This window comes from Rhizobium laguerreae (assembly GCF_019778565.1).
Lineage (GTDB): Bacteria > Pseudomonadota > Alphaproteobacteria > Rhizobiales > Rhizobiaceae > Rhizobium > Rhizobium laguerreae.
This window is the reverse complement of sequence record NZ_JAAXQT010000010.1, coordinates 228,482-253,618: the sequence shown is the minus strand read 5'-3', so window position 1 is coordinate 253,618 and position 25,137 is coordinate 228,482. Positions and strand designations below refer to the sequence as shown.

General features: G+C 62.9%; 26 protein-coding genes. 6 read left to right on the top strand and 20 right to left on the bottom strand.

Annotation, left to right across the window (positions count from 1 at the left end; all coding sequences use genetic code 11):
• Positions 1 to 311 precede the first annotated feature (311 nt).
• From HFO71_RS27955 to HFO71_RS27945, 3 genes are all read left to right on the top strand, one after another.
• A complete protein-coding gene (locus tag HFO71_RS27955) occupies positions 312 to 1,097 on the top strand; it encodes an IclR family transcriptional regulator (RefSeq protein ID WP_221988697.1) in 786 nt (261 codons plus the stop codon).
• A gap of 71 nt (positions 1,098 to 1,168) precedes the next feature.
• Positions 1,169 to 2,005 (top strand): amidohydrolase family protein, encoded by an 837-nt coding sequence (locus HFO71_RS27950; RefSeq protein WP_131661592.1) that lies wholly within the window; start codon positions 1,169 to 1,171, stop codon positions 2,003 to 2,005.
• Positions 2,006 to 2,207: 202 nt separating this feature from the next.
• Positions 2,208 to 2,612 carry a helix-turn-helix domain-containing protein gene (locus tag HFO71_RS27945; RefSeq protein ID WP_077980003.1) on the top strand — a complete coding sequence of 135 codons (405 nt, stop codon included), beginning with the start codon at positions 2,208 to 2,210 and terminating at the stop codon, positions 2,610 to 2,612.
• Between the two features lie 100 nt (positions 2,613 to 2,712).
• Here HFO71_RS27945 and HFO71_RS27940 read toward each other — a convergent pair whose 3' ends face one another.
• The 14 genes from HFO71_RS27940 to HFO71_RS27875 all read right to left on the bottom strand — a co-directional run bounded on the left by HFO71_RS27940 (position 2,713) and on the right by HFO71_RS27875 (position 16,637).
• Positions 2,713 to 2,979 carry a hypothetical protein gene (locus HFO71_RS27940; protein WP_003548229.1) on the bottom strand — a complete coding sequence of 89 codons (267 nt, stop codon included), beginning with the start codon at positions 2,977 to 2,979 and terminating at the stop codon, positions 2,713 to 2,715.
• Between the two features lie 66 nt (positions 2,980 to 3,045).
• Positions 3,046 to 3,789 (bottom strand): TfuA-like protein, encoded by a 744-nt coding sequence (locus HFO71_RS27935; RefSeq protein ID WP_131661591.1) that lies wholly within the window; start codon positions 3,787 to 3,789, stop codon positions 3,046 to 3,048.
• Positions 3,786 to 5,048 carry a YcaO-like family protein gene (locus HFO71_RS27930; protein ID WP_221988695.1) on the bottom strand — a complete coding sequence of 421 codons (1,263 nt, stop codon included), beginning with the start codon at positions 5,046 to 5,048 and terminating at the stop codon, positions 3,786 to 3,788. Before HFO71_RS27930 ends, HFO71_RS27935 begins: the two co-directional genes overlap by 4 nt.
• 13 nt (positions 5,049 to 5,061) lie before the next feature.
• On the bottom strand, positions 5,062 to 5,205 hold the full coding sequence (locus HFO71_RS27925) for a hypothetical protein (RefSeq protein ID WP_168337108.1): 144 nt from the start codon (positions 5,203 to 5,205) through the stop codon (positions 5,062 to 5,064).
• A 105-nt stretch (positions 5,206 to 5,310) separates the two neighbouring features.
• Complete coding sequence (locus tag HFO71_RS27920) at positions 5,311 to 7,302, bottom strand: AfsR/SARP family transcriptional regulator (RefSeq protein ID WP_131661589.1); 1,992 nt, start codon at positions 7,300 to 7,302, stop codon at positions 5,311 to 5,313.
• Positions 7,303 to 7,522: 220 nt separating this feature from the next.
• Complete coding sequence (locus HFO71_RS27915; RefSeq protein WP_077979999.1) at positions 7,523 to 8,383, bottom strand: NmrA family NAD(P)-binding protein; 861 nt, start codon at positions 8,381 to 8,383, stop codon at positions 7,523 to 7,525.
• Between the two features lie 243 nt (positions 8,384 to 8,626).
• The gene (gene nadC, locus HFO71_RS27910) at positions 8,627 to 9,550 is read right to left on the bottom strand and encodes a carboxylating nicotinate-nucleotide diphosphorylase (protein ID WP_170268856.1); all 924 of its coding nucleotides are present in this window, start codon (positions 9,548 to 9,550) and stop codon (positions 8,627 to 8,629) included.
• The gene (locus HFO71_RS27905) at positions 9,528 to 11,069 is read right to left on the bottom strand and encodes an L-aspartate oxidase (RefSeq protein WP_221988693.1); all 1,542 of its coding nucleotides are present in this window, start codon (positions 11,067 to 11,069) and stop codon (positions 9,528 to 9,530) included. Before HFO71_RS27905 ends, nadC begins: the two co-directional genes overlap by 23 nt.
• Complete coding sequence (gene nadA, locus HFO71_RS27900; RefSeq protein WP_221988692.1) at positions 11,066 to 12,037, bottom strand: quinolinate synthase NadA; 972 nt, start codon at positions 12,035 to 12,037, stop codon at positions 11,066 to 11,068. The genes HFO71_RS27905 and nadA overlap by 4 nt, the downstream gene beginning before the upstream one ends.
• A gap of 69 nt (positions 12,038 to 12,106) precedes the next feature.
• Complete coding sequence (locus HFO71_RS27895; protein WP_170268855.1) at positions 12,107 to 13,105, bottom strand: NUDIX hydrolase; 999 nt, start codon at positions 13,103 to 13,105, stop codon at positions 12,107 to 12,109.
• A gap of 29 nt (positions 13,106 to 13,134) precedes the next feature.
• Positions 13,135 to 13,950, bottom strand: coding sequence for a 3-methyl-2-oxobutanoate hydroxymethyltransferase (locus HFO71_RS27890; RefSeq protein ID WP_221968620.1), 816 nt, complete (start codon positions 13,948 to 13,950; stop codon positions 13,135 to 13,137).
• A gap of 25 nt (positions 13,951 to 13,975) precedes the next feature.
• A complete protein-coding gene (locus HFO71_RS27885; protein WP_221988690.1) occupies positions 13,976 to 15,202 on the bottom strand; it encodes an NAD(P)/FAD-dependent oxidoreductase in 1,227 nt (408 codons plus the stop codon).
• Positions 15,203 to 15,212: 10 nt separating this feature from the next.
• The gene (locus tag HFO71_RS27880; RefSeq protein WP_003548266.1) at positions 15,213 to 15,527 is read right to left on the bottom strand and encodes a MocE family 2Fe-2S type ferredoxin; all 315 of its coding nucleotides are present in this window, start codon (positions 15,525 to 15,527) and stop codon (positions 15,213 to 15,215) included.
• Between the two features lie 21 nt (positions 15,528 to 15,548).
• Complete coding sequence (locus tag HFO71_RS27875; protein WP_131640647.1) at positions 15,549 to 16,637, bottom strand: fatty acid desaturase family protein; 1,089 nt, start codon at positions 16,635 to 16,637, stop codon at positions 15,549 to 15,551.
• A 131-nt stretch (positions 16,638 to 16,768) separates the two neighbouring features.
• On the opposite strand from HFO71_RS27875, the gene HFO71_RS27870 reads away from it, so the two are divergent.
• Positions 16,769 to 17,797, top strand: a complete 1,029-nt coding sequence (locus tag HFO71_RS27870; RefSeq protein ID WP_131640648.1) for a LacI family DNA-binding transcriptional regulator — start codon at positions 16,769 to 16,771, stop codon at positions 17,795 to 17,797.
• Between the two features lie 161 nt (positions 17,798 to 17,958).
• Positions 17,959 to 18,771 (top strand): TIM barrel protein, encoded by an 813-nt coding sequence (locus HFO71_RS27865; protein WP_132614178.1) that lies wholly within the window; start codon positions 17,959 to 17,961, stop codon positions 18,769 to 18,771.
• Positions 18,772 to 18,870: 99 nt separating this feature from the next.
• Here HFO71_RS27865 and cobM read toward each other — a convergent pair whose 3' ends face one another.
• Both cobM and cbiE read right to left on the bottom strand, forming a co-directional pair.
• The gene (cobM, locus tag HFO71_RS27860; protein ID WP_131640650.1) at positions 18,871 to 19,629 is read right to left on the bottom strand and encodes a precorrin-4 C(11)-methyltransferase; all 759 of its coding nucleotides are present in this window, start codon (positions 19,627 to 19,629) and stop codon (positions 18,871 to 18,873) included.
• Between the two features lie 4 nt (positions 19,630 to 19,633).
• Positions 19,634 to 20,866 (bottom strand): precorrin-6y C5,15-methyltransferase (decarboxylating) subunit CbiE, encoded by a 1,233-nt coding sequence (gene cbiE / locus HFO71_RS27855; protein WP_221988688.1) that lies wholly within the window; start codon positions 20,864 to 20,866, stop codon positions 19,634 to 19,636.
• Between cbiE and HFO71_RS27850 the strand changes: the two genes are divergently transcribed.
• Positions 20,865 to 21,635, top strand: coding sequence for a cobalt-precorrin-6A reductase (locus HFO71_RS27850; RefSeq protein ID WP_221986231.1), 771 nt, complete (start codon positions 20,865 to 20,867; stop codon positions 21,633 to 21,635). The two genes, cbiE and HFO71_RS27850, sit on opposite strands and share 2 nt — an antisense overlap.
• Here the strand turns inward: HFO71_RS27850 and HFO71_RS27845 are convergent.
• Genes HFO71_RS27845 through cobG form a run of 4 tightly spaced genes read right to left on the bottom strand, consistent with a single transcriptional unit; the run spans position 21,599 to position 25,105 of the window.
• Positions 21,599 to 22,363, bottom strand: coding sequence for a precorrin-3B C(17)-methyltransferase (locus HFO71_RS27845; RefSeq protein WP_132614174.1), 765 nt, complete (start codon positions 22,361 to 22,363; stop codon positions 21,599 to 21,601). The genes HFO71_RS27850 and HFO71_RS27845 overlap by 37 nt on opposite strands.
• Positions 22,360 to 23,091: a precorrin-2 C(20)-methyltransferase gene (locus HFO71_RS27840; RefSeq protein WP_168256081.1), complete on the bottom strand. Its 732-nt coding sequence runs from the start codon at positions 23,089 to 23,091 to the stop codon at positions 22,360 to 22,362. Before HFO71_RS27840 ends, HFO71_RS27845 begins: the two co-directional genes overlap by 4 nt.
• Positions 23,088 to 23,720, bottom strand: a complete 633-nt coding sequence (locus HFO71_RS27835) for a precorrin-8X methylmutase (RefSeq protein WP_077979984.1) — start codon at positions 23,718 to 23,720, stop codon at positions 23,088 to 23,090. The genes HFO71_RS27840 and HFO71_RS27835 overlap by 4 nt, the downstream gene beginning before the upstream one ends.
• Positions 23,721 to 23,722: 2 nt before the next feature.
• Positions 23,723 to 25,105 carry a precorrin-3B synthase gene (gene cobG / locus HFO71_RS27830; protein ID WP_206988550.1) on the bottom strand — a complete coding sequence of 461 codons (1,383 nt, stop codon included), beginning with the start codon at positions 25,103 to 25,105 and terminating at the stop codon, positions 23,723 to 23,725.
• Positions 25,106 to 25,137 lie beyond the last annotated feature (32 nt).

The following is a 25,137-nucleotide window of genomic DNA, read 5'->3' as shown; positions in this document are numbered from 1 at the left end:
TTTGCGCGTTTCGACCGGGTACTGGCAAGATGCGCGCTGCTCTCTATTAAATGGAGGAGTTGCCACTGTTGCAAAGGCAGACCAGCGCCGGATCCTGTCGGTCGCTGCACGCGAACGCTGACTTCGTCGGCTGCAGGGCCGATGACCATCCCCATGCGTTGCATGGTCTTCCTCCCTATTCCCGGCTGCTCTTCAGCAATGATTTGTCTGTTTATAGACAAACAGACGATTGGCCAGGGGTCAAGTGCGAAGTTTTCCTTTTCCGGCTTCCGTTCTGCGTATATGCAGAATGATATTCACAGGAGGAAGCAATGGAGACCGACGAGTCCGACTGCTATCGCGCTCCTGCTCTCGACAAAGGCCTCGATATCCTGGAGCTGCTCGCCGGCGTTGACAGTGGTCTCACGCAGGCCGAAATCGCCAAGCGGCTCGACCGCAGCCCCAACGAATTCTACCGCATGCTCGATCGCTTGGTACGCCGCGGTTACGTCACCCGGCTGGATGGCGACCGCTACTCGCTGACGCTGAAGCTCTTCGGCCTCGCGCAGTTGCACGCGCCGGTGCGCCGGCTTGCCTCTTACGCCACGCCGCTGATGCGCGATCTTGCCCAGCGCACGCGCCAGGCCAATCATCTTGCCGTCTTCGATCGGGGTGCTGCCGTCGTCATCGCCCAGCAGGAGGCGCCGGACTATTGGGGATTTTCGATCCGCATCGGCGCCCATATCAGCCTCTTCGACACCGGATCGGGGCATGTGCTGCTGGCCTTCCGCAGCAAGGAGGAGCGGGAGATGATGATCTCCGAACATGTGCGCAGCCGCGCGGATGTCGAACTCGGGCCTGAATTCTACGATCGTCTCGACCAGATCCGCGAGCGCGGCTATGAGATGATGGCGAGTGCCCAGACTTCAGGCGTCTACAATCTCTCCGCTCCCGTTCTCGGGCCGGACCGCCGCTGCATCGCCGCCCTCACCTGCCCCTTCATCGCGCTGGTCAACGCGCCGTCGGCTCCCGACATCACCCAAGCGATCACGCTGGTGCAGAAGGCGGCGGCCCAGCTTTCGCTGCTGGCGGGCGCCGATGTTGCCACCCCCACCTGACGGCTGGAATTTCTATTTGAACAATCCATTCACCAGAGATAGTTTCACGAAATCATTCTGGGAGGAAGAGCGTGTTCATCGACACCCATCTGCATATCATCGATCGGTCGGCGCTGCCCTATCCCTGGCTCTCGGGCGTGCCTGATCTCGATCATGATTTCCTCTACGAGGCCTATGCGAGGGAGGCCCGTCGCTGCGGCATCACCACGGTGCTGCATATGGAGGTCGACGTCGATCCTGCCGCGATACAGGCAGAGACTGATCACGTCGCCAGCCTCGCCGAAAAGGAAGGCAGTCTGATTGCCGGCGCCATCGTCTCCTGCCGGCCGGAAGAGGAAGGCTTCGCCGCCTATCTCGAGCGGCAAAAGGCCGATCCCTTCGTCAAGGGGTTCCGCCGCGTGCTGCATGTCGTGCCCGATGATGTCTCCGAAGGCGCCCTGTTCCGCGAAAACATCAGGCGCATTAGCGGTAGCAGCCTGACCTTCGACCTTTGCACCTTGCCGCATCAGGCGAGCCGTGTGACCGCCCTCGCCGATCTTGCGCCCGACGTGCAGTTCGTGCTCGACCATTGTGGCGTGCCGGATATCCGCTCGGATGCCTTTGGGCCGTGGAAGACCGGCATATCAGAGATTGCCCGGCGGCCGAACGTCGTCTGCAAGGTCTCCGGCGTCGTCGCCTATGCCGATGCGAAGACCTGGACGGCGCAAACGCTGCAGCCCTATATCGAACATGTGACCGCAAGTTTCGGCTGGGACCGCGTCGTCTGGGGTAGCGACTGGCCGGTCTGTACGCTCGGCGGCGGCCTCTCCACCTGGGTTGCGGCGACCCACTCCATGCTTTCCGGCGTAAGCGAGACAGAGCGCTCGAAGCTGCTTTTCGCCAATGCACAGCGCCTCTGGTCGCTCTGATGTCACAAAATAAAGCGACCGGTCTCTTGGATGTGCCGTTTCGGCATGTTTTTTGTACCATTTCGGGACAAAAAGGGCCCGATTTTCGAGTTTAACTCTATCTACATGCAAGCAATTGCTAGCCTTATTTATCTCGGCTAAAAGTTGTTGACACGGATATGGCGAATAACCCCTTGTCCGCTGCCTTCAGAAGGGAAATGAGATGAAAGAAGAACCGCATTCCGTCGATGTTCACGTCGGAAAGACGATCCGCATCCAGCGTCTGTTGAGGAAAGTTTCTCAAACGGAACTGGGCGATCGTGTGGGCGTAACGTTCCAGCAGATCCAGAAATACGAAAAGGGCTCCAACCGCGTTTCCGCCAGCATGCTGGTCGAAATCGCCGGCGCGCTGAAGGTCGATGTCAGGACGTTTTTCGACGACCTGTCGACCCCAGATAATGCCAACGACAACCCCGCTCCCAGCGAGGAATTCGTTATTTCGCGCGAAGGCGTCCTTCTCAATGCGGCGTTCTTTTCGATCAAGAACGAGGCGCTTCGTAAGAAGATCCTGAAGCTCGTCCAGGCGATTGCCAATACCGAACAGTTGGATAGTGAAGCGGCCGAATAGACCGGTTGTCTTTCAAGTGATCCCAACGGACCGCGTGAGGGTCAACCAGGATCGATCGGATCAATGGCGATCGATCGGGATCAATAGCAATCGATCGAGATCAATGGCGATCGATCAGGATTAGATTCTCGCTGGCATCCTTCATTGCGATCTTGGCTTTGCTGCCAACCAGCTTTTCGAGATTGACGTCAAGCTCCCTGTCGGGATCTATGCCGTCCCAATCGATGACGACCTGCAGCAGCGCCATGTTCGTCAGGTGCATCAGATTGCGCAGCTGAAGCTTTTCAGCCTCCTCCTTGGCTGCCGACAGCAGCCGGAAGATCCTTGCGTATTCGCTGCCGGTACCTTCGTGGTGTTGTTCAAACATCGTTCCCGCCCTCTTTGGTCGTGGAACCCTACGATTCCATCATGACTGCATCTTCCGCCGCGACCGTTATTCAAGCGTTACAGGAACCGCATTGCGCGTGACTTCGGCGTGCAGCAGTTCCCAGTGCGAGGTCGCGGCAAAGCGCCAGTCACGGTTGACCGGGCGGAATTTGTCCCGGCGTAGCCATTCCAGCACCAGTAACGCGTCACCGCGCTTGCGCTCGACACGGTTCCCCCGGATGGCGGCGAGGATGTGGTCGCGGCGCGGCTTGCGGAAATGGCACTCGTCGGCCACCTTCGCATAGGTGCGCTCGGAGAAATGCAGGAAACGGCCGGCAAGCAGCAGCTTCTTGCGCTCGCCGGACGAGATTTCGCCGTTGGCGTAAAGCGCATCGATGGTCGGCTCGAAATCGACCCAGGGTACGGAAAGCGGCAGCCAGCCGAGCTCCTGCGGCGCATGCACCAGCGCGACGGCCTCGTCGTCGAGCAGCCGTCCGGACTCGTAATCTTCGAAGATCGAGCCGAGCCCGACCATGCCGAAGGGCGCGCATTCGGCCGCTCGCAACGCGCCCATGCTGGCGCCGCCGGCAACGGCGACATCGTGTTCGAGTGCGTACAGGATTTCCTTGTGCCAGACCGAAGGCAGGTCGCCGAAATAGCCGTCGACCAGGCCGATCGCGGTGGCGCCGTCCTCAACGGCTTTCAGGATGTCGCCGCAGGCGGCCGGCGGCCGGAAATCGATGCGGGGGGACATGGCTCTTGCCGCGGCAAGATCGCTGCCAAGGCTCGGGCCGACGAACAGCACCTTCATGATTCGGCTCCTCTCATGGTGTTGACCGCGCGCAGGCCGAGCTGGATGTATTGGCCTGAAATATCGACCTCCAGTCCCGGCACGATCACCCTGACGACGGAGACCGGCAGGGCTCGATGCGGAAAAGGAACGACGACGATCTGCTCGATGCCGGTTGCTGCCAGCCTGTCGGCAATATGGCCGATGGTGTCCTGGATCGTCGCCGGACGGCGATCGCGGGCCTGGAACGAGCGCATCCGGCCGTCGCCCTCGCAGAGCTCGACCACCTGCTGCATCGCCGCACTCCTGTCGAGCCGCTGATAGATGCGCGGCGAGAAATCGTCGCGGCTGCCGGCAATCGCGGTCAGCCGGCTCTGCGCCGCTTCGGTGATGGCGCGCAGCGCGGCGCGCACGGGATCGGGGTGGCAGCCGCAGCCACCGCAGACATGCGACCAGCGCGCGTCGACACGGTCGGAAAGATTGCCTGGCATGATGACGGCCAGAAAAGCGGGGACGCCGATATCCGTCGTCATGTCGAGTAGCAGCAATTTCATGCCGGCGCGGGTGATCCGGTCGGTCATGACGTCGATGACCGCATCGCCGAAGGAGGCGGGGTCGATGCGGCTCTCCTTCAGGCGCTCAGGCGATTTCAGCTGGGTCAAGGCCCAGGCGTCGCGCTCCACCAGCTCGCAAAGCCCATGCAGGACCGCTTCGGACGGCGTGTTGCCGGAGGCAAGCCCATCGCTCGACTGCTCGAAGCCCGGCGGCCTCTCGCCGCGATGGTCGAGACCGATGAGCCACCAGGGCACGAAGACGCTGCTGCCGGAAAGAATGTCGAGCCCGGAGCACCACGGAATAGGACTGCTGCCGATTTCGTCGGGCGCGCAGCGTGCGACATTGTCGAGATCGATCATCGCGGCACGCTCCGCCCGCATGCTCTCGACCGTCGCCAGCGTCAGGTCGGCGGGGGCAATTTCGGCGATCCGCGTCTCGACCGCCTCCATCGCCGCCGAGGCCATGGCTGCATCGTTGTCGATACCCTTGCCCTGAAAGACCGACAGCGTGTGACTGTTCGGCCTCGTTGCGAAGGCGACGGGGATGTTCAGAACGTCGAGTGCGGTCAGCAGACCGACGCGCGTAATGCCGAATTCGCGCAGATGCGGCCTGATGGCCGCCAAGGTTTGAGCCGGCGTGACGGCGCGGTCATGGTAGTCGCTGACGCCGGCCGATGATCGTTTAAGGTCACCGGCAAGCGTTTCAAGGTCGGTGAAAGCGGACATGCCGATCTGTTCCTTAGCGGAACTTCAGTGCATGTGTGAGGTTCTCGAGACCGTTCGCAGCGATGTTGAGCTCGTCCTGCTTCATCGCGGCCTTGGCTGCAGCCGAGAAACGCGGCTGGGAAAGAATTGCGGCATTGGTTTCAACATTGGTTTTCATTTTCCATCTCCGATAGGGAAGGCAGCGGGAGGCCGCCGTTAACCATCGGAGAGGAACATTGCCTGCGTCACTTAAGCGTTACAGGCTTATTTAAAAGGCGACGGATCAGGGAAGTCCGGCCAGATGCAGGCCGTGAATCAGCGATTCCGTATAGCGAGAATCGCGATCAGGAACGAAATGGCGGATATCCTCGCTGCGGAAATCCGGGAAATTTTCCAAAACGACCTTGGCGTATGTGTGAGCCTTCTTCACGTTGCCTGCCATGGCATGAGCGGCAGCGAGCAAGCGGGCCGTTGCCTGCTTGGATCTCACTGGCTCAAGCGCCTCGATCGTCTTTTCGTATTCTTCGCGGTCGAAGTGAATGCCGCCGAGATTCCAGTAGTAATAGTCTGGCGGCAGGGGATTGAGCCTGAAGGCAGCCTTGTTCAGCTCCAGCGCTCTGTCGAAGTCGCCATAGTGGCATAGCGCGTCGGCATAGTCGGCCAGGATGTCGGCATCATTGGGATTGAGATCCTGGGCTTGCTGAAAATATTCCAAGCTTTCGTCGAAGCGGCGCCGATAAAGCGCCACGAAGCCGAGTTCGCGGTAGGCCCGGCCGCTGTTCGGGTCGGACTGCTGCGCCTGCCGGGCAGCACCGTTCGCCTCGTCGAGCAGTTCCTTGTCCCGCATGCCGCGGATCAGCCATTCCATGCCGAGCGCGCGCGACATGCCGGCATGGGCGGCGGAGAAATGTTCATAACGATTGAGCGAGGATTTGAACCATTTGCGCGCTTGGCGCAGATGCTGCAGGTCGGTCTGGGCGATCAGCCGCTTGCCTTCCAAGTAGAGACGGTAGGCGGACGGCGGCGCCTCGCCGATCGGCATCGCCAGTTCGTGGCGCTCGATCGTGTCGGCAAGCGAGGAGACGATCCGCCGCGTCAGATGCGCGAAGGATTCGCTGATCTTCTGCATCACCAGCGGCAGTTCGATGGCCCAGATCACCTCCGAAGTCGTCGTCCGCGTCAGCCGGCAGGTCGCATAGACATCCTCGTCGCGGCCCTGGATTGTGACGTAGACCGCGTAGTCGAAGCTGAGGTCGAGCGGACCGGGCACGGCACGCGACGGATCGATCGAACGGCTGAGGATTTCCAGGCTCGTATGCGCCGCGATCACCTTGAAGCCACGCTGCTGGCTGAGGCCGATGGTGACGTCTTCGAGAAGGGCCCTGCCGACGCGCTCCATCAGCGGATCGGTGAAGATGCTTTCCGGCGGCAGGATGATGATACGCGGCTGACCAAGCGGACCGACGGAAAGGTTAGGCGCCGACTGAGGATGTCCCGACGTCGCCTGTGCTGCCGGCACCAGGTTCAGTTCGCGGGCAAGAGCGGTGGTGCTTTCTTCCGGCTCGGTGTCGAAGTCGTCTTTCAGCTGGCTCTTACACTTCAGATAGGCCTGACGCGCCGCTGCCGGATCGTTCATCCTGACATAGGTGCGCATCAAGGCGCGATAGGCCGTCTCACTGGCAGAGTCGAGTTCCAGCAGGCGCCTGGCAAGCGTGACCTGATCTTCATCCGATCTGTCTTCCGATGTCTCGACCAGCCGGGCGAGATGGGCGGAGCGCAACTCGTCGACCCGTTGGCGCTCAAAGGTCAGCCAGTCCTCGGCGCCCTGCGTCGGCGATTTAACGCCTTCGAGCAATTCGCCGTTCAGCAGGTCGCCGTCTTCGGGTGCGAGCGGCCCTTTCTGTTTCAGGATATGAACGTCGACCTCCCAGCCATCCGCAAGGCCGATATGGGTTCGGGTCGCGTCCAGCAGCGGTGGAAGGCCGGCGGGAATGCTCTGTTCGATGCGCGCCAGCAGCTGGCGCAGGCTGCCGGCCCGCTTTTCCGGCAGCTCCGATTGCCAGAGCTGCCGCCGGACGGTTTCGCGGTCGAGTTCGAAATTGGGTTCGGCGGCGAGCATGGCGAGGAGAAAATAAGACTTCTCCGGCAAGGGGAGTTCCTTCCCCGCCGCCAGCAATCGCGGTCTTCCGAGCAGGCATAGCCTGTTCGTCAGCATCTGCCGGATGTCCGTTGCATCTCGGTTCTCACCCCTGAAAGCCAAGGCGCGCAAGCGCACCGGCCAATCAAAAACATGTTAGAGCCATAAGAGCCCGACGCATAGCGGTTTTGCTTTAAAAAGAAGAATTTTCATCGAATAATTGCATTTTCGCGTGCCGCTTAGGCAGGAAATGCTTGGCCAACACTTTGACAGGTGCCGGTTGCGTTCTGTGGGGCAGGTTATTTACGGCGTGAAATAAGCCTGAGAGCCCGTCGAGAATGGGGTCGAGTGGGACGCGTCAGGATGGGTTGCGAACAAGCTTACCTATGTAGGTCTGGAGCGAGATCAATCCTCGAATTGGATCCTCGGGATATTCGGGACCATCGACGGTGAGAGCCGTCATCCTTGCATATGAGTGAGCCGCCGCGTCGGAGAAGCCCAAACTGCGGAATACGTCTTCCCAGTTTTCGCGCGGGATCACGTCGACGCGAACGGCCCGGCCGAGGGCGGCGGCGAAGGCTGCGGCGACATCGTTGGGGGAGTACCGTTTCGGCCCCTCGACGTGGTGTATGCCGATCGGTTCGATCGGCTCCTGCAGAAGCCGCGCCGCCACCTTTCCTAGATCCTCCGGCGCGACCATTGGGAGCGAGAGGTCTGCAGGGAGCATGGTCGCTAGCACCCCGTCCTTCGTGACGGCTCCCATCATCGTATCCCAGTTACTATAGTAGTAGGCTGCGCGGATGACACTGGCAGGAATCGGCTGGTTCCTTAGGCCCACTTCCAGTTCGTAAAGGACGTTGAGATCGCCGCATTTCTCGCCCGGTTGCGCTCCCATGGTTGATTCCGCCACCACCTTCTCCAGTCCAGATCCTTCGATCGCCTCGAGCAGGCAGCGCACAGTCTCGCGTTCCTCCCGATCCGTATCGCTCGATATGTCAGCGTTCGGGTTTAGTAAGAAGGCCCGCTTCCCATAACCGAACACCTCACGCAGCGACGTCACGTCGTGGACGTCGACGACGGCGACCTCCGCGCCGCGCTGTCGCCATGCACCGGCTTTGTCAGAATTTCGAGTGACGACCGTGACGGCTTCGCCTTCGTCTAGCAGCGTCTGCGCCACGGCGGAGCCGACGCGGCCCGTCCCGCCAACAACGATGTACATTGGCCATGTCTCCAGCAGTGATGTGGCGCATAACCCCTCGCCGTTTCAAAGGTTCCTTTCGTTGCAGACGCAGTTCACCGACGCGGAGCGCTTCTTCGCTGGATCAGCCCGACCGCGTGCTTAGGAAAGACCCGGAAGTGACCATCAACTCCGCCAAAGCCTTCCTTTGCGCCGCATTCATCATGGACCCTCGTCAGACGCATTTGCCCGCGCTTCATGAATTGTCGGGCGGACTCTGAGGGATTACAGAACGTGTGCAATCCGTTTCGGGCTAATCTCCGTTGCGGCCGCGGCCTCGACGAAATCAAGCCCGATATCCAGCACCGGCGCGCTGTGCGTCAGCCAGCCGACGGAGATGAGGTCGACACCGGAAGCGGCGATTGCGGCGGCCGTTGTCGGCGTGACGCGGCCGGACGCTTCGGTGATGGCCCGGCTGGCGACGATGGCGACGGCTTCGCGCAGCTGATCGGGCGTCATGTTGTCGAGCAGCACGGCGTCGACGCCGGTCTCCATCGCTTCGCGCAGCTGATCGAGGGTATCCACTTCGACCTCGATCTTCACCATATGGCCGACGCCGGCCCGCGCCCGGCGGATCGCTTCAGCGACGCCGCCGGCGATGGCGACATGATTATCCTTGATCAGGACCGCGTCATAAAGCGCGAAACGGTGGTTCATGCCGCCGCCGGCCTGCACGGCATATTTCTCTAGCGCCCTCAGCCCCGGCGTCGTTTTGCGCGTGCAGGCAACTGATGCCTTGGTGCTGCGAATGGCGGCGGCGATCCCTGCCGTCACAGTTGCAATACCTGAGAGATGGCCGAGGAAATTCAGCGCGGTGCGCTCGGCGCTCAGCAGGCCGCGCGACGGGCCTTCGATGGTGGCGATCACGTCGCCAGGCTTGACCGCGTCGCCGTCCTGGAGATGACGGCGCATGACGATCTCCGGATCGACGAGGGTGAAGGCGAGTTCGGCGGCATCGAGACCGGCGATCACGCCCGGCTGACGGGCCGCCATCACCACCGTCGAACGGTGATCGCGAGGGATGACGGAGGCCGAGGTGATATCACCGGCAAGACCCAGATCTTCGAGAAGGGCCGCCCGCACCAGCGGCTCGACGATCAGGCGCGGAAGGGGAACGAGGCTCATCTCAGGCACTCCTTGCAAGGGCATAGGGCGGTGTCGCGCGGGCGATCTCCAGAGCATCCGAAAGGCACATCTGGCGCCGGTTGGCGTTGGCGAGCTTCAGAGGAAAGTCGGTGCGGGCATGGGCACCGCGCGATTCCATCCGCAGGCTGGCAAAGACGGCGATCAGCAGCGCGACGATAGCCGGATCGGCGGCAGGGCCGTTGCCTTCGGCAAGCGGCAGCAGTGCGGCGATCGCGCCATGAATGGCGCCGGCATTGCGCAGCACGCCGAGATGGCGCGAGACGATCGGCCGCACGAATGACGCATCGGCCGGCGCCGGCAGCCTCTCGGGGAAGATGGTGCCGGTGGCACTTGCGGGAGCGCCTGATATGTCGCGCGCTGCCCGCATACCCATCACCGCCGCTTCCAGCAGTGAATTGCTGGCGAGCCGATTTGCGCCGTGCAGGCCGGTCGAGGCCGCCTCTCCCGCGACCCAGAGACCGGGAACCGAGCTGCGGCCATTTGCATCCGTGGCGACGCCGCCCATGTGATAGTGAACGGCCGGGCGCACAGGAATGAGGTCTTTCGCCGGATCTATGCCGACCTCGCCGCAAAGGGTCGAGATGACAGGAAAGCGAACGGCAAAGCGGTTGCCGAGAGCAGCGCGGGCATCGAGGAAGACCCTGCCGCCGCTGGCGATTTCGGCGCTGATGGCACGCGCCACCACGTCGCGCGGTGCAAGTTCGGCGCCTGATATGCGGGCCATAAACCGTTCGCCTCGTTCGTTGACGAGCAAAGCCCCCTCCCCGCGCACCGCTTCGCTGATAAGCGCCAGCGGCCTACGGCGTGAATCGAGTGCCGTCGGATGGAACTGGACGAATTCCATATCGGTGAGCGCGGCACCGGCCCTTGCTGCGAGAGCGATCCCCTGGCCGAAATTGCCTATCGGATTGGTGGTCGCGTCGTAAAGCCCGCCGATGCCGCCGGTGGCAAGCACCACCTTCGATGTCGGCAGAATGGCGGCGCCATTCGCGGTCGCGCAGAGCAGGCCGGCGACCTGCTCGCCGTCCATCAGAATCCGCCGGACGTCGAAGCCTTCGAGCACTGATATAGCTGGCGTTTTCATCACCGCCTCGATTAGCGCGGCGATGATCGCAGCACCCAAGCCATCACCTTCGGCGTGGACGATGCGGCGGCGATTATGGGCCGCCTCGAGCCCGAGTGAGAGGTCTCCTGCGGCATTCCTGTCGAAGCGTACGCCGGCTTGCTCCAGCGCCACGATCGCCGCTGGCGCCTCGGCAATGATGCCGGCGGCGACCGCGGGATCGCAGAGCCCGTCGCCGGCGGCAAGCGTATCGGCAAGATGTAGCGTCGCGCTATCGTCGGCACCGACGCTGGCGGCAATGCCTCCCTGCGCCCAGGCGCTCGACGTCTCCGCGCCAAGGGCCGCGCGGGTGACGATGACGGAAGGTTCTGGCGCCAGTGTCAGCGCGGTCATCAACCCCGCAAGCCCGCTGCCGACGATCACCGTGCGTCCTGATAGCTGCTCGAGAATCTCGGTCATATCGCCAGCATCCTCTCGACGGCGCGGCGCGCGGCCACCGCGATCGCCGGATCGACGGTGACCTCGTGGCGGTTTTCCTCGAGTGCCGTGCGGATATTGGCCAGCGTGATGCGCTTCATATGCGGGCAGAGATTGCAGGGGCGAATGAACTCGACATCGGGATGGTGCACGGCGACATTGTCGCTCATAGAGCATTCGGTGAGCAGCACGACGCGCGCCGGTTTCTGCCTGCCGACATAATCCGACATGACAGCGGTGGAGCCGGCGAAATCGGCTTCGGCCACCACCTCGGGCGGGCATTCTGGATGGGCGAGTACGGTGACGCCCGGATGGTTTTCGCGCAGCTGGCGCACGTCCTCGGCGGTGAAGAGTTCATGCACCTCGCAATGGCCGTGCCAGGCGATGATCTCGACATCAGTCTCGCGGGCGACATTGCGCGCCAGATATTCGTCCGGGATCATCAGCACCTTCGGCACGCCGAGCGATTCAACCACCTGCTTGGCATTGCCCGAGGTGCAGCAGATGTCGGAGGCAGCCTTTACCGCGGCCGAGGTGTTGACATAGGTGACGATGGGCACGCCGGGATGAACCTGGCGCAGCAGCGCGATATCATCGGGCGTGATCGAATCCGCCAGCGAACAGCCGGCGCCGAGATCGGGGATCAGCACGGTTTTCTCGGGGTTCAGCAGCTTGGCGGTCTCGGCCATGAAATGCACGCCGGCAAGCACGATGACATCGGCATCGACCTCGATTGCTTTGCGGGCCAGCGCCAGGCTGTCGCCGACGATATCGGCCACGCCGTGGAAGATCTCCGGTGTCTGATAGTTGTGCGCGAGAATGACGGCGTTGCGGCGGCGCTTGAGCTCGAGGATCGCGTCGACGTCATTTTCGAACGTCATCCATTCGGCTTTGGGAATGACGCGGCTGACGCGCTCGTAGAGCGAGGATGCGGAAACAGGATGGTTCATGACCGGCTCCTAATTATGCTCTCTTTGAGCATATCATAGGCAAAGAGATATTCTCACGATGAGCATATGTCAATTGCGGGCGAGCGGTAATTTCGTTCCTGCAAGCGCCCGTTCTTCGAGCACGGTGTGGCGAAAGCGGAAAAGCTTGGCCGGCCGGCCGCCGGTTTCGCTTTCGGTTCCGCCGGTTTCCTCGACGAGATCCTGCTGTTCGATGAGGCGGCGGAAGTTCTGCTTGTGCAGCGTCAACCCGGCCAAGGCTTCGATGGTGCGCTGGAGCCTCAACAGGGTAAAACACTCCGGCATCAGCTCGAAGACGACGGGGCGGTATTTGATCTTCGCGCGCAGCCGGGCAATCCCGGTTGCCAGAATACGGCGATGATCGGCAAACATTGCCCGACCGAGATTGGCCTCCGCCCCGCATCCGGCTTCCGAGACGAGCCCCGCCTCGTAAAGCAGTTCGTAGCGCTGCAGGGCCAGATCCTCGTTCCAGCCGCCGCCGTCGAGGCCGAAGGTGAAATCCGCCCGGCGGTGGCGATGGTCGCGCCTTGCCGGATCGGCATCGGCCCAGCTCCTCAGGCGCGCCATGATCTCGTCAAGCACGACGGGTCGGCCCTGCCGATGGTCTTCCCAGGGGAAATATTCGTACCAGCCGTGCCATCCCGGCCGGCCGGCGCCGGACTGCTCGTTGACGAGGCCGAGATAGCTGATCGAGATCGTCCGCCCACCTGGAATGTCGTTGTTCCGGTCGCGGTCGGCGAAGGTATAGAGCTGTTCGAGATAGCCGACGGGATGTTCCGTCTGCTCCTGCACCCATTCGCGCAGGCCCGATTGCAGGGTTCGATGCCCCATTTCGAACGGCCCCGACGGCAACGCATTGCCGGAACGGATTGTCATCACGCGCGGCTCGTCCCCCGTCACCGCGACGAGCACCGCAATCAATTCCGCATGCGCAAAGCCGATCGTCACAGGGGACCGAATACTCCGTTCCGAATGAATCGAACGGATAATTCCTGACACAGGCCGGCACGGAAGCCAATGGAGAGGAAGCGCCTTTGCGGCGCTTCCCACATCATCGAAGCAATAGCGCGCCGTTGCTCTCAGCTATTGCCCGTCCCGCTTTTCAGCCGCTGCAGGAAGATCTCCAGTTCGGCGTCGCCGATACCGACGAGATGGCGCTTCTCCGGATAGGTGCCGGTCCGGACATCCTCGGCAAATTCCATGAAGGCGGCGATGCGCTCTCGCTGCAGCCGATCGTGTTCGGCGGCAAAGTCGCGATAGATCTTGGCGTGCCGCGGATAGTGGCCGCGATTGGCGCCGAGCACGTCGTCGGCGAAGAGATATTGGGCGTCGCAGCCACTGCCTGCCCCCATGGAGATCATCAGCATCGAGGTGTTGCTGCTGATCGCGGCAGCGACCTCCCCTGGGACGACTTCGATTTCGGCGGCGAAGGCGCCGGCCTCTTCCAACGCCTTGGTCTGCCGCCAGATTTCGGCCGCACTCGCCGCCGTCTTGCCGACGGCGCGGAAGCCGCCGGTCCAGGTCGCCTTCGAAGGGATCAGTCCGAGATGGCCGCAGACCGGGATGCCCTCGTCCCGCATGCGCCGGATCGTCTGCAGACTTGCGGCGCAATAGACCGCGTCGCCGCCCGCCTTCAGTGCCGCGAAGGCAGCACGCAGATAATCCTCGGCCGAGACATGGTCGCCATATTCGAGCCCCGGAATGGCAAAGGGAGTGGGCGCGGCTTCGCGAAAGACCGGGCCGAGCAGCGAGGGCGGCACGGAGACGATGTCGATTCCGGCCTTTTCGGCGGCTTCCGCCTCCTCCAGCGAGGTGACGCGCAGCATGGTGAGCTGGCGCTTGCCTTTTTCCGAAAGCAGATCGGCGACGGTTGCGCGTCTGTGTTTTTTCATCATCAATTCCTTTGAAAATATCGGCAGCTCAGGCGGCCAGCAGGGATTTCAGCTTGATGTCGCTGGCCGCGAGTGCTGCCGGGTTCGGATGGGCGCGCGCTGCGATCAGCATTTCGGCGAGCCTGATGTCGCGTGCTACCGCATTGCCCGGCCCGATGCCGCTTGCAGCGATCAATCGTCCGCCGGCGTCGAGATGGAAGAGAATGAAGGCGCCTGCGCCGAGTTCGCGGCGCTGATGCGTGATAACCCCTTCGGCAAGGCCTGATATCTGCAGCGTCATGTCGTATTGATCGGACCAGAACCACGGCACCGCCGAAACGGCCTCGTTGAGGCCGAGCATGTTGGCCGCGGCCAATGTGCCCTGCTCCTGGGCATTGCGCCAGGATTCGAGCCGCACCCGCCGGCCGCCATAGATTGGCAATGGGAAGGAGCAGCAATCGCCGGCGGCAAAGACATCAGCTGCGGAGGTCTGGAGATAGGTGTCGACGGCAATGCCGTTGTCGATTGCCAGCCCTGCCCTTTCGGCCATCTCGACATTCGGCCGCGCACCGATGCCGACGAGGACGAGATCGGCTTCGATCGCCTCGCCGGTCGACAATCGGATCAGGGCTTTTCCGCTTTCCTCAGTCACCGCCTCGATGGAGACGCCGCAGCGGATATCGACGCCTTCAGCGCGATGGCGCTCGGTGAGCATAAGGGCGATCTCTTCCGGCACGCCACGCTTCAGCACGCGCTCCAGCCCCTCGATGACGGTGACCTCGGCGCCAAGCAGCCGTGCGGTTGCCGCAAGTTCCAGTCCGATGAACCCGCCGCCGATAATGGCGATATGCTGTCCAGGCTTCATTGCTTCGCGCAGCGCCGCCGCATCGTGATGCGTCCGCAGCGCGCGAATATGCGGGCTGCCCTGCGGCGCGCCGGGGAACGACCGCGCGGCGGCACCCGTCGCGAGCAGAAGCTTGTCGTAGGAAAGCACGGTACCATCCAAAAGCGCGACGGTCCTGGATGCGGTGTCGAGATCCATTGCCTCGAGGCCGGTCAGCAGCCGGATGCCGTTTTCGATATATTTTTCCGCCGCGGCGATGAATTTCGGATCGCTTGCATCGGTGGAGGCGGCCTTCGAAAGCGGCGGCCGCTCATAGGGCAGAAGCGGCTCGGCGCCAACAAGCGTTATCTCGCCGCCAAAACCCTTTTCACGCAAGGCAAAGGCGGCGCGCGCACCGCATTCGCCGGCTCCCAGGATTACGAAATGAACCACGCCACCCCCCTCAGAGTGAGATGAAGACGGCACCGTCTTCGATCTTGACCGGATAGGTCTTGAGATTGACGCAGACCGGCGCGCCCTTGGCTTCGCCCGTCTTGTAGTTGAAGCGGCCGTTATGCTTCGGACATTCGATGATCTCATCCATGACAAGCCCGTCGGCGAGATGGATATGTTCATGCGTGCAGAGCCCGTCGGTGGCGAAGAATTCGTCGTCCGGGCTGCGATAGACCGCGAATGTGCGCCCGTCGTGATCGAAGCGGATGACATCCTCTTCGTCGATCTCGTCCTTGTCGCAGACCTGGATCCAGTTTCCGCTCATCTTGTCGTCCCTCGATTGTCTTTATTGCGCGGCCGGGGCCAGCTCGTTGTGGAATTCCTCGCGATAGGGCCGCGCGGTGGCCGGCAGGTCGCGCTTCAGGAAATAATCCTCGTTGCGCAGCTGGCGCAGGAAGGCCGGGATCATCTCGCGATAGCCGGACCAGATCGACGGGTTCGGCGCGGGCAGGTCGTGCTTGATCATTGCGTGCAGCCTGGGCAGCGCGTGATATGGCACCATTGGAAACATGTGATGTTCGACGTGGTAGTTCATGTTCCAGTAGATGAACCGGCTGATGGGATTCATATAGACCGTGCGGCTGTTCAGCCGGTGGTCGGTCACATTATCGGCAAGGCCGCCATGCTGCAGCAGTCCGGTCAGCACATGGTGCCAGGCGCCGTAGAGGCGCGGCAGGCCGATCAGCATCAGCGGCAGGATCGAACCCATGGAGATCGCGGTTGCGAGCGTGGCCAGATAGATCGCCAACCAGATGCGGGCGATGCGGATCGCCTTTGGCTGCTCCATCTCCGGGATGAAAGTCTTTTCCGTCGCGCTGACGCCGCCGAAAGCATTGCGCAGCATGTCGACGACGGCGTACCAGACGTCGAGGATGCCGAAGAAATTAAGCACCAGCCGCAACAGATCAGGCGGCCGCATCACGGCGATCTCGGGATCGCGGCCGACGATCACCGTATCGGTGTGGTGGCGCGCATGGCTCCAGCGCCAGGTCACCGGATTGCGCATGATCATGAAGCAGGCGATCTGGTAGACGACGTCATTCATCCAGCGCGTCTTGAAGGCGGTGCCATGGCCGCATTCGTGCCAACGGCTGTCGGAGGCCGAGCCGTAGAGCACGCCATAGGCGAGGAAGAAGGGCAGCGCGATCAAGGAGCCCCAGAAATAGATGCCGAGCCCGGCAAGGACCACCATGCTGCCGAGCCAGATGATCGTGTCACGGATCGCCGGCGCATCGGAGCGCTGCATCAGCGCCTTCATCTCCTTGCGCGCAACGTCGGTGTGATACCATTCGGCTGCCGCCAGCCCAGTTTCGACGGCGGTGCGGCCGCTTTCGCCAAGAAGGTCGTAGTCACGTTTCTTCGTCTGGGTCGCCATGATCCGCCTCCCGTTGCCCTTGACTGGGAGAATAGGTTGACTTTGGAAAGCGCTCAATGCAGGCTTGATATAATCTATCAAAAGCCATCATGATTGGCTTGCATTCATGATCGAATCCATCAGGAACGCCAATGCGCCGCCCCACCATCTCCGATCTCGCCCGCGCCTCCGGCGTCAGCGTCGCCACCGTCGACCGCGTTCTCAACGCCCGCCACCGCGTGCGCGAGGAAACGGCGCGACGGGTCTATGATGCAGCACAGTCGATCGGCTATCACGCTGTCGGCCTGATCAAACAGCGCGTCTTCGAGGATCTGCCGCAATACAGGCTTGCCTTCCTGCTGCAGAAGCCGATGCAACCCTTCTATCAGAGCTTCGTGCGTGAGATCGAAACCGCAGCACGCGCGGTCACGAGCGCGCGCATCCAGACGCAGATCGACTTTCCCTCGGCCTCGACACCGGCAGCGATCGTCGAGAAGCTGAAGGCGCTCGGTGCCCGCAACCAGGCCGTTGCGCTCGTTGCCCCCGATTACCCTGCGGTCACGACCGCCATCGAAGAACTGAAGGACAAAGGGATACCGGTCTTCTCGCTGCTTTCCGATTTCGCCTCGGGCGTGCGCAATGCCTATGTCGGCGTCAACAACCGCAAGGTCGGGCGCACCGCCGCCTGGACGATCGCGCGCACCGCACGCGGGCCTGGCAAGATCGCCTGTTTCGTCGGCAGCCACCGGTTCCACGGACATGAGCTGCGGGAAATCGGCTTCCGCTCCTATTTTCGCGAGAATGCGCCTGAGTTCGATGTCGTCGACACGCTGATCAATCTGGACACGCCCGAGATCACCCATGAGGCGACGTTGACGCTGCTGCAGAAGCATCCCGATCTCGTCGGCCTCTATGTCTGCGGCGGCGGCATGGAAGGGGCGATTTCGGCGTTCCGCGAAGAAGGCGTCGGCGGCAAAATCGTCCTGGTGGTCAACGAGCTGACGCCCGACAGCAAAGCAGGTCTTGCCGACGACATCGTCGCCATGGCGATCGGCACCCCCCTGCCCGCCCTCTGCAAGGAATTGATGATCCTGATGACGGGCGCCATCGAAAACGGCGAAACGGCTGTTCCCGGGCAGCTCTTCCTGCCTTTCGATATCCATATTTCGGAGAACATCTAAGCAATGATGGAATTCCATCATTCCGTTCGAAATTCTCTCAGCAATGAAAGCGGGCGCCGGCGATGACGGATGGATTGCGACGTGAATTCCGATAGAGATTTGCGGACCCATTCACGAGGACTGCTCCGCCCTGATGCGGAGATCAGGAGGAGATACCGATCATGACTTCGATCCGTTTTGCGCTCAACCATATGACCGCGCCGTCACTTGCCATCGACGATTTTTTCGCGCTGGCCAGATCGCTCGGCATCGATGCCGTCGAGATCCGTAACGACCTTTCCGGCAATGCCATCCTCGACGGCACCAAACCCGAGTTGATCAGGCAAGCGGCTTCCCGCCATGGCCTGACGATCATCTCGATCAATGCCCTGCAGCGCTTCAATGAGTGGAACGCGACCCGGGCCGCCGAAGCGCAGGAACTGATCGATTATGCCGGTGCGTCCGGCGCCAAGGCGCTCGTCCTCGTTCCGAAGAACGACGGCACGGGCTGCGCCGATGGCGAACGGCAGGCCAATCTCCGCCAGTCTCTGGCCGCGCTGAAGCCGATGCTCGAGGAAGCCGGTATTCTCGGTCTCGTCGAGCCGCTCGGTTTCGAGATCTGCTCGCTGCGCTCGAAGACCGAGGCGGCCGACGCAATCAGCGAGCTCGGCGCGGAATCGACCTTCAGGCTCGTCCACGATACCTTCCACCATCATCTTGCTGGCGAAGCCCCGACCTTTCCGCAACTGACCGGCCTCGTGCACATTTCCGGCGTCAGCGATCCTTCCGTTTCCGTTGCCGATATGCGCGATTCCCATCGCGTGCTCGTGGACGGCGACGACCGGATCGATAATGCCAGGCAGATCAGGGCGCTGCTGCTGGAGGGTTATAAGGGTGCATTCTCCTTTGAACCCTTTGCAGCGGAAGTTCATGCAGTCAAGGACCCGGCCGGTGCGCTTCGTGCCAGCATGGATTACCTCAGCGCGCGGGTTTGAGACCTGAGCGAAACGTCGCCTGATGCCGCCATTGGTGTCGGTGCTGGGCGGGGGACGATTGTCACGATTGGCCGCGCTGGCGCGGCCAATCGCCTGAGGTTACTCCCTGCCTCTGAACCGGCGCTGATAGGCCGGATCATAGAGCGAGCTTTCGCGGAAATCTTCCACTGCCAACGAGGGGCCGACGAATATGATCGCTGTGCGTTCGATCGGTTCGGCCGCAACCTTTGCTTCGATATCGGCAAGCGTGCCGCGCAGAATGCGCTCGTCCGGCCAGGAGGCCTTGACGACGATGGCGACCGGGCAGTCGTCGCCGTAAAGCGGTGTCAACTCTTCGACCACTTGCTTCAGCGCGTGGATTGCCAGATGGATCGCCAGCGTGGCGCCCGTCGCGCCGAACTTCGCCAGGGTCTCGTCGTTCGGCATCGGTGACGCGCGGCCGGATACGCGGGTGAGCACCAGGCTTTGGGCCACGGCCGGGATCGTCAGCTCTCGGCCGAGCGCCGAGGCCGCAGCGGCAAAGGCTGGAACACCAGGCGTCATCGTATAGTCTATGCCATGCTTTTGAAGCCGGCGCACCTGCTCGGCGACCGCACTCCAGACCGAGAGATCGCCGGAATGCAGCCGGGCGACATCCTGGCCGGCGGCCGCGGCGCGAAGATATTCTGCCTCGATTTCGTCGAGCGACATCGGCGCCGTATCGACGATACGCGCACCCGGCGGACAATATTGCAGCAGTTCGGGCGAGACGATCGAGCCGGCATAAAGGCAGATAGGGCATTGGGTGATCAGATCGCGGCCACGCACCGTGATCAGATCCGCAGCACCTGGCCCCGCGCCGATGAAATGCACCGTCATCTCGTCATCCTTTCGTCCAGCGCCACTGCGTTACCGGCATTGCCGGGCGCCAGCCGGTCATGCCGCCGACGGGTTGGGCGCGCGATATTTCGATCCGCGTGAGAAGGCCGCCGCGATTGCCATGTTCGGCGAGCAGCACCGCTTCCATTTCCAGCGTCACGGCATTGGCGACGAGCCGCCCTCCCCGCTTCAGCGCGGCAATCGCAGCATCGATAACACCAGGCTCGCTACCGCCGCCGCCGAGGAAGATCACATCCGGCTCCGGCAGGCCATTCAGCGCATCGGGCGCCATACTTTCAATGACGGCGAGATGCGGCACGCCGAAGGCGGACGCGTTGCGGGCGATACGTGCGGCCCGTTCCGGCGACTGTTCGACGGCGATTGCCTTCAGGCTGGGATCGACCAGCATCCATTCGATGCCGATCGAGCCCGAGCCCGCGCCGATATCCCAGAGCAGTTCGCCGTGACGCGGCGCGAGCGCCGAAAGCGTCATCGCCCGGATTTCGCGTTTGGTGATCTGTCCGTCGTGCTCGAACAGCTCGTCTTCGAGCCCCGCGGCAAAAGGTAGGATGCGAGCCCCCTCCCCTGCCGCGATATCGAGTGCGCAGACGTTCAGCGGATCGATGTCCAGCAGGTTGAAATCCGTCGCGGGGGCACTTCTCTGCCGTTCCCGAACGCCGCCAAGCGCCTCAAGCACGGTAAGCCTTGACTGACCGAATCCGCCAGCAGTCAGCAGGGCAGCCAGATCGCCGGGCCCCTTCTCGTCCGAGGTCAGCGCGATGATGCGCCGTCCGGCGTGCAGATGCGGCCGGATCAGATCGATCGGCCGTCCATGCAGCGAAATCGTCGCGACGTCCTGCAGCGGCCAGCCAAGGCGGGAGGCGGCAAGGCTGAAGGCCGAGGGTGCGGGGATGGTGTGCATCTCGTCCGCCGCCACGTAGCGGGAGAGCGTTGCGCCGACGCCATAGAGGAAGGGATCGCCAGAGGCAAGCACGACAACAGGCGTGCCGCGCCTTTCGAGGATAGCCTCGACCGAGTGCTCGAACGGGCTCTGCCAGGAAAACCTTTCGCCTGTGATCAGCGACGCGGCAAGCGCGTGGTGCCGCGCGCCGCCGAAGACGGCGGGTGCGGTCGCAATCAGCCTCTTTGCCTCCTCGCCCAGCCCTTCTGGACCATCTTCGCCGATGCCGATAATAGTCAGCCAGCGCTGGCCGGAAGCAGGAGAGACATCAGACATGGTAAGACCCCGCATCTTGATCCTCGGCGGCACCAGCGAGGCGCGGCTGCTGGCCGAGGCGCTGGCGGCGCGGGATGAATGCGATGTTCTGCTGTCGCTTGCCGGCCGCACCGAAAAACCGGCCACGCAGCCTGTTCCGGTTCGCATCGGCGGTTTCGGCGGTGCTGCCGCACTTGCCGATTTCCTGAAGGCCGGCGGATTTGACCTGTTGATCGACGCCACGCATCCCTTTGCCGAGCGCATTTCGGCCAATGCCCCTTTCGCGGCCGAGACCGCCGGCATTGCCACGATCGCTTTGCGCCGTCCCGAATGGCAACGACTTCCGGGCGATCGCTGGCGGGAGGTGCAGAGTATTGCGGAGGCCATCGAAGCGCTCGGCCCCTCCCCCCGCCATGTCTTTCTGGCGACGGGCCGGCAAGGTGCGCATCATGCGGAAGCTGCGCCGCAACATCACTACCTCGTTCGCAGCGTCGATCCCGTCGAACCACCGCTTGTGCTTGATAATGTCGACTATGTCCTCGATCGGGGTCCGTTCACGCTGGACGGTGAATGCGATCTGCTGAGGCAGCACGACATCGACGCCATCGTCGCCAAGAACAGTGGCGGTGCCGCCACCTATGCAAAGATCGAGGCAGCCCGCCTGCTCGGTATCGAGGTGATGATGGTAACGCGCGCGCCGGCCTCCACGGTCAAGGCTGTCGACACTGTCGAGGCGGCGCTGGCGGCGATCGATCACCTGTTTCCCCCCGCCATGAAGCGCGGCGTATAGACGAGGTCCGGTCTGCCTGGCCGCGTGACGATGCGTGTCTCGGCCGAGCCGATGATGATGCAGGTCGCCATATCGGCGATCGACGCATCCGCCTGCGCCAGCTGCTGCACTGCGATGCGTTCGTCCGGCCGCCCGGCCGCCCGCCCGAAAATAACCGGTGTTGCTGCAGGCAGATGGTCGCGCAACAGCTTGAAGGCTTCGCCGAGCTGCCAGGGCCGCGCCCGGCTGATCGGATTATAAAGCGCGATGACAAAACCTGCCTTTGCGGCCAATGCAAGACGGTTTTCTATTATATTCCAAGGCTTTAGATTGTCAGACAGCGATATGGCGCAGAAATCATGGCCAAGCGGAGCGCCTGCTCTTGCCGCCACTGCCAGCATCGCCGTGATGCCGGGCATGATGATGAGATCGACCGCGCGCCAGGCGGCCGGCCCGTTCTCGATTGCTTCGCAGACCGCGGCCGCCATGGCGAAGACGCCGGGGTCGCCGCCGGAGACGACGCAGACCTTGGCGCCATCCGCCGCCATGGCGAGCGCTGCCCCTGCCCTGTCGAGCTCCTCGCGATTGTCCGAGGCATGCCGCAGTTGATCGTGGCGGAGCTCCAGCCTGTCGAGATATGGTCCGTAGCCGAAGAAATCCGTCGCCGCATCGACGGCGGCCAGCGCCTCCGGCGTCATCTGCTCGGGGTTGCCGGGACCGGTGCCGATCACGTAAAGCCTGCCGCTCATCGGCTGCCCTCCCAGCCCGGCACCAGCACGAGCGAAAAATACGGCGCATCGCCGTCGGTCCTGTCGGCAAGCATTTCCATCGCCGCATTCGCCATGGTGCCGCGTTCGACATAGACGGCTTCCGCAAGCCGGCCGGCGGCCGCCAGCGCCCGGCGGATCTTCGGCAGGTTACGGCCCACCTTCATGATGACGGCGGCTTGCGTATCGGCAAGTCGCCGCGTCAGCTCGGTCTCGGCCATCGTACCGGGCAGTACGGTAAGCACGTCGTCGCCCTGGACGATCGGCATGCCCGCCAGCGACCAGCAGCCCGACATGGCGCTGATGCCCGGGATCACTTCCGTCGGGTAGCGTTGGGAAAGCCTGACATGCAGGTGCATATAGGAGCCGTAGAAGAGCGGATCACCTTCGCTGAGAACGGCGACGCTCAGCCCGGCATCGAGATGCCCGGCAACAGCTTTGGCAGACAGATCGTAGAATTGGGTGATGAGCCTCTGATAGCGTTCGTCGTTCTTGTCGATTTCGGTCGTCACCGGATAATAGAGCGGCAGCAGCGTCACCCCGGTTTTCAGCAGCGGCTCGACGATCGCCTTGCCGTTGCCGCCCCTGCCCTGCTTGGCGAAATAGGCGATCACATCAGCGCCTTCGATGGCGCGCACGGCTTTGAGGGTAAGGAGCTCCGGATCGCCCGGACCCGTGCCGACGCCGATGAGACGGCCGCTTGTCGTCATAGGCCCGGCCTCGCCAATGCATTGATGGCGGCTGCCGTCATGGCGCTGCCGCCGAGCCGGCCGCGGACGATGGCAAATGGTACGCCGTAGGAATTTCCCGCCAATGCATCCTTCGATTCCGCCGCGCCGACGAAGCCCACGGGCATGCCGAGGATCGCCGCGGGTTTCGGGGCGCCGTCGCGCAGGAGTTCGAGCAGATGGAAGAGCGCTGTCGGTGCATTGCCGATCGCGACAACGCTTCCACCGAGCCGATCGAGCCAGAGATGCATGGCGGCGGCCGAGCGCGTATTGCCGGTCTCGCGTGCAAGCTCGGGTGTCGCGGGATCGCGTAGCGTGCAGATCACCTCATTCTGCGTCGGTAGCCGCGCCCGGGTCACGCCCTGGGATACCATCTCCGCATCGCAGAAGATCGGTGCGCCACCCTTCAGCGCGCCGCGCGCTGCGCTGACGAAATCGGCGGAAAAGACAAAATGCTCCGCCGCCTCGACCAGCCCGCAGGCGTGGATCATGCGCACGGCGATTTCGGCTTGATCGTCGGTGAAGCGCGAAAGATCGGCCTCGGCACGGATAATCGCAAAGGAACGCTCGTAGATCGCATCGCCGCTGCGGATATAATCGTAGTCTGGCATTCCTATTCCTGTCGCAGCGCCTTCGAAACGCCGGTTGCGCCAAGCCGTGTAAGGCAGGCGGCGGTCGATTCGCCAGCGTCTTTGTTGTCTTCGATGGTCCGGGCGAGCCTCTCTATAGCGAAATCGATCCGACCGCCAGAGATCCGTTCATCCGGCAGATCCGCAGCAAGCCCATTGAGGATGAGGCCATAACCCTCCGCCGAGCCCGTCAGGGTCAGCGCCGGCCGCGCATGAGCGCAGCCCTTAGGACAGCCGGACAGATGCAGTGTCAGCGAACCGTCGAAAAGGGCAGGTGCTACGGCAATGAGGCGGCGCGCCAGAGTTCGGGTCTCGTAGAAAGCGGAGCCGCAGGCGCCGGCGCCGGCACAGGCGGCAATATGCTCGGTATTCTCGCCGGGCTGGGTGCTGAAGCCAAGTCCGGCGGCGGCCACCTGCATAGCCGGCACTGTATCGGCGGAGAGCCCGATGACGAAAAAACCGCGACCGGGCGCAAGCCGGATGGCTGTAGCGCCACGGGCCTTTGCCAGATCGAGCAAAGCGACCAGATCGGACGCCCTGATCTGCCCGAATTCCGGCCTGACGCCGAGTATGGTTTTGCCGTCCTCAAGCCTGTGCGAGCCGGCAAGCGGCATCCCTCCCGCGCGTGAAGCAATGGATCGAACGTCATCCATCGCGGGAAAACGCGCCCGCAGAAGCGCCGGATCGATATCCCTTGCCCGTCTGCCCTGCCCGAGGGTCACCAACAAGCTCAGGATTTCGCCGACGGCCGACATCGCCGTCTCCGCAGGACCGATCGCGACCGGCGTTGCGGTTTCACCGTCGCCATTGATCGCGACAAGCCAATCTTCGGGGGATTGCGCGACGATACGGATATCGGCCGACAGTGCCGACAAGCCGAATGATCCGCCACCGTCGACGACGAGCGAGAGTTTTGGCGCGAGCCGCGGCGACGCAAGCTGATCGTGGAGCATGCTGCGCAAGGCCATTTCCATCGCGGCCGGATCGCTTATCTCTTCCGGGTCGATGCCGTACAGCGGCGATGTCTCGATCACCGGCCCGTCCGGCACGGTGATTCCGGCGGCATCGATATCGGCAGCGAGCTGTCCGACGGTCTCGGCCCGAAGGCCTCGGATCTGCAGATTGCCGCGGGCGGTGATTTCGAGAATGCCGTTTCCATGGGCCGCGGCGGAGCGGGCGAGGCTTGCGAACTGCGACGGCGTCAACGCGCCGCCGGCAGGCCGCAGCCGTACCAGCAAACCGTCGCCGGTCGGCATGGGTGCGGCAAGGGCGGGGCAGGCGCCGCGCCTACGCATCTCCGCCGCCGGGCGATCGTGCAGATCCGCCTCCCCTGTCCTGTCGCTCGCCTTTGCGGCCTTAATGCTCATTCTCGATCCTCTGGCCACTTCTTACATGATCG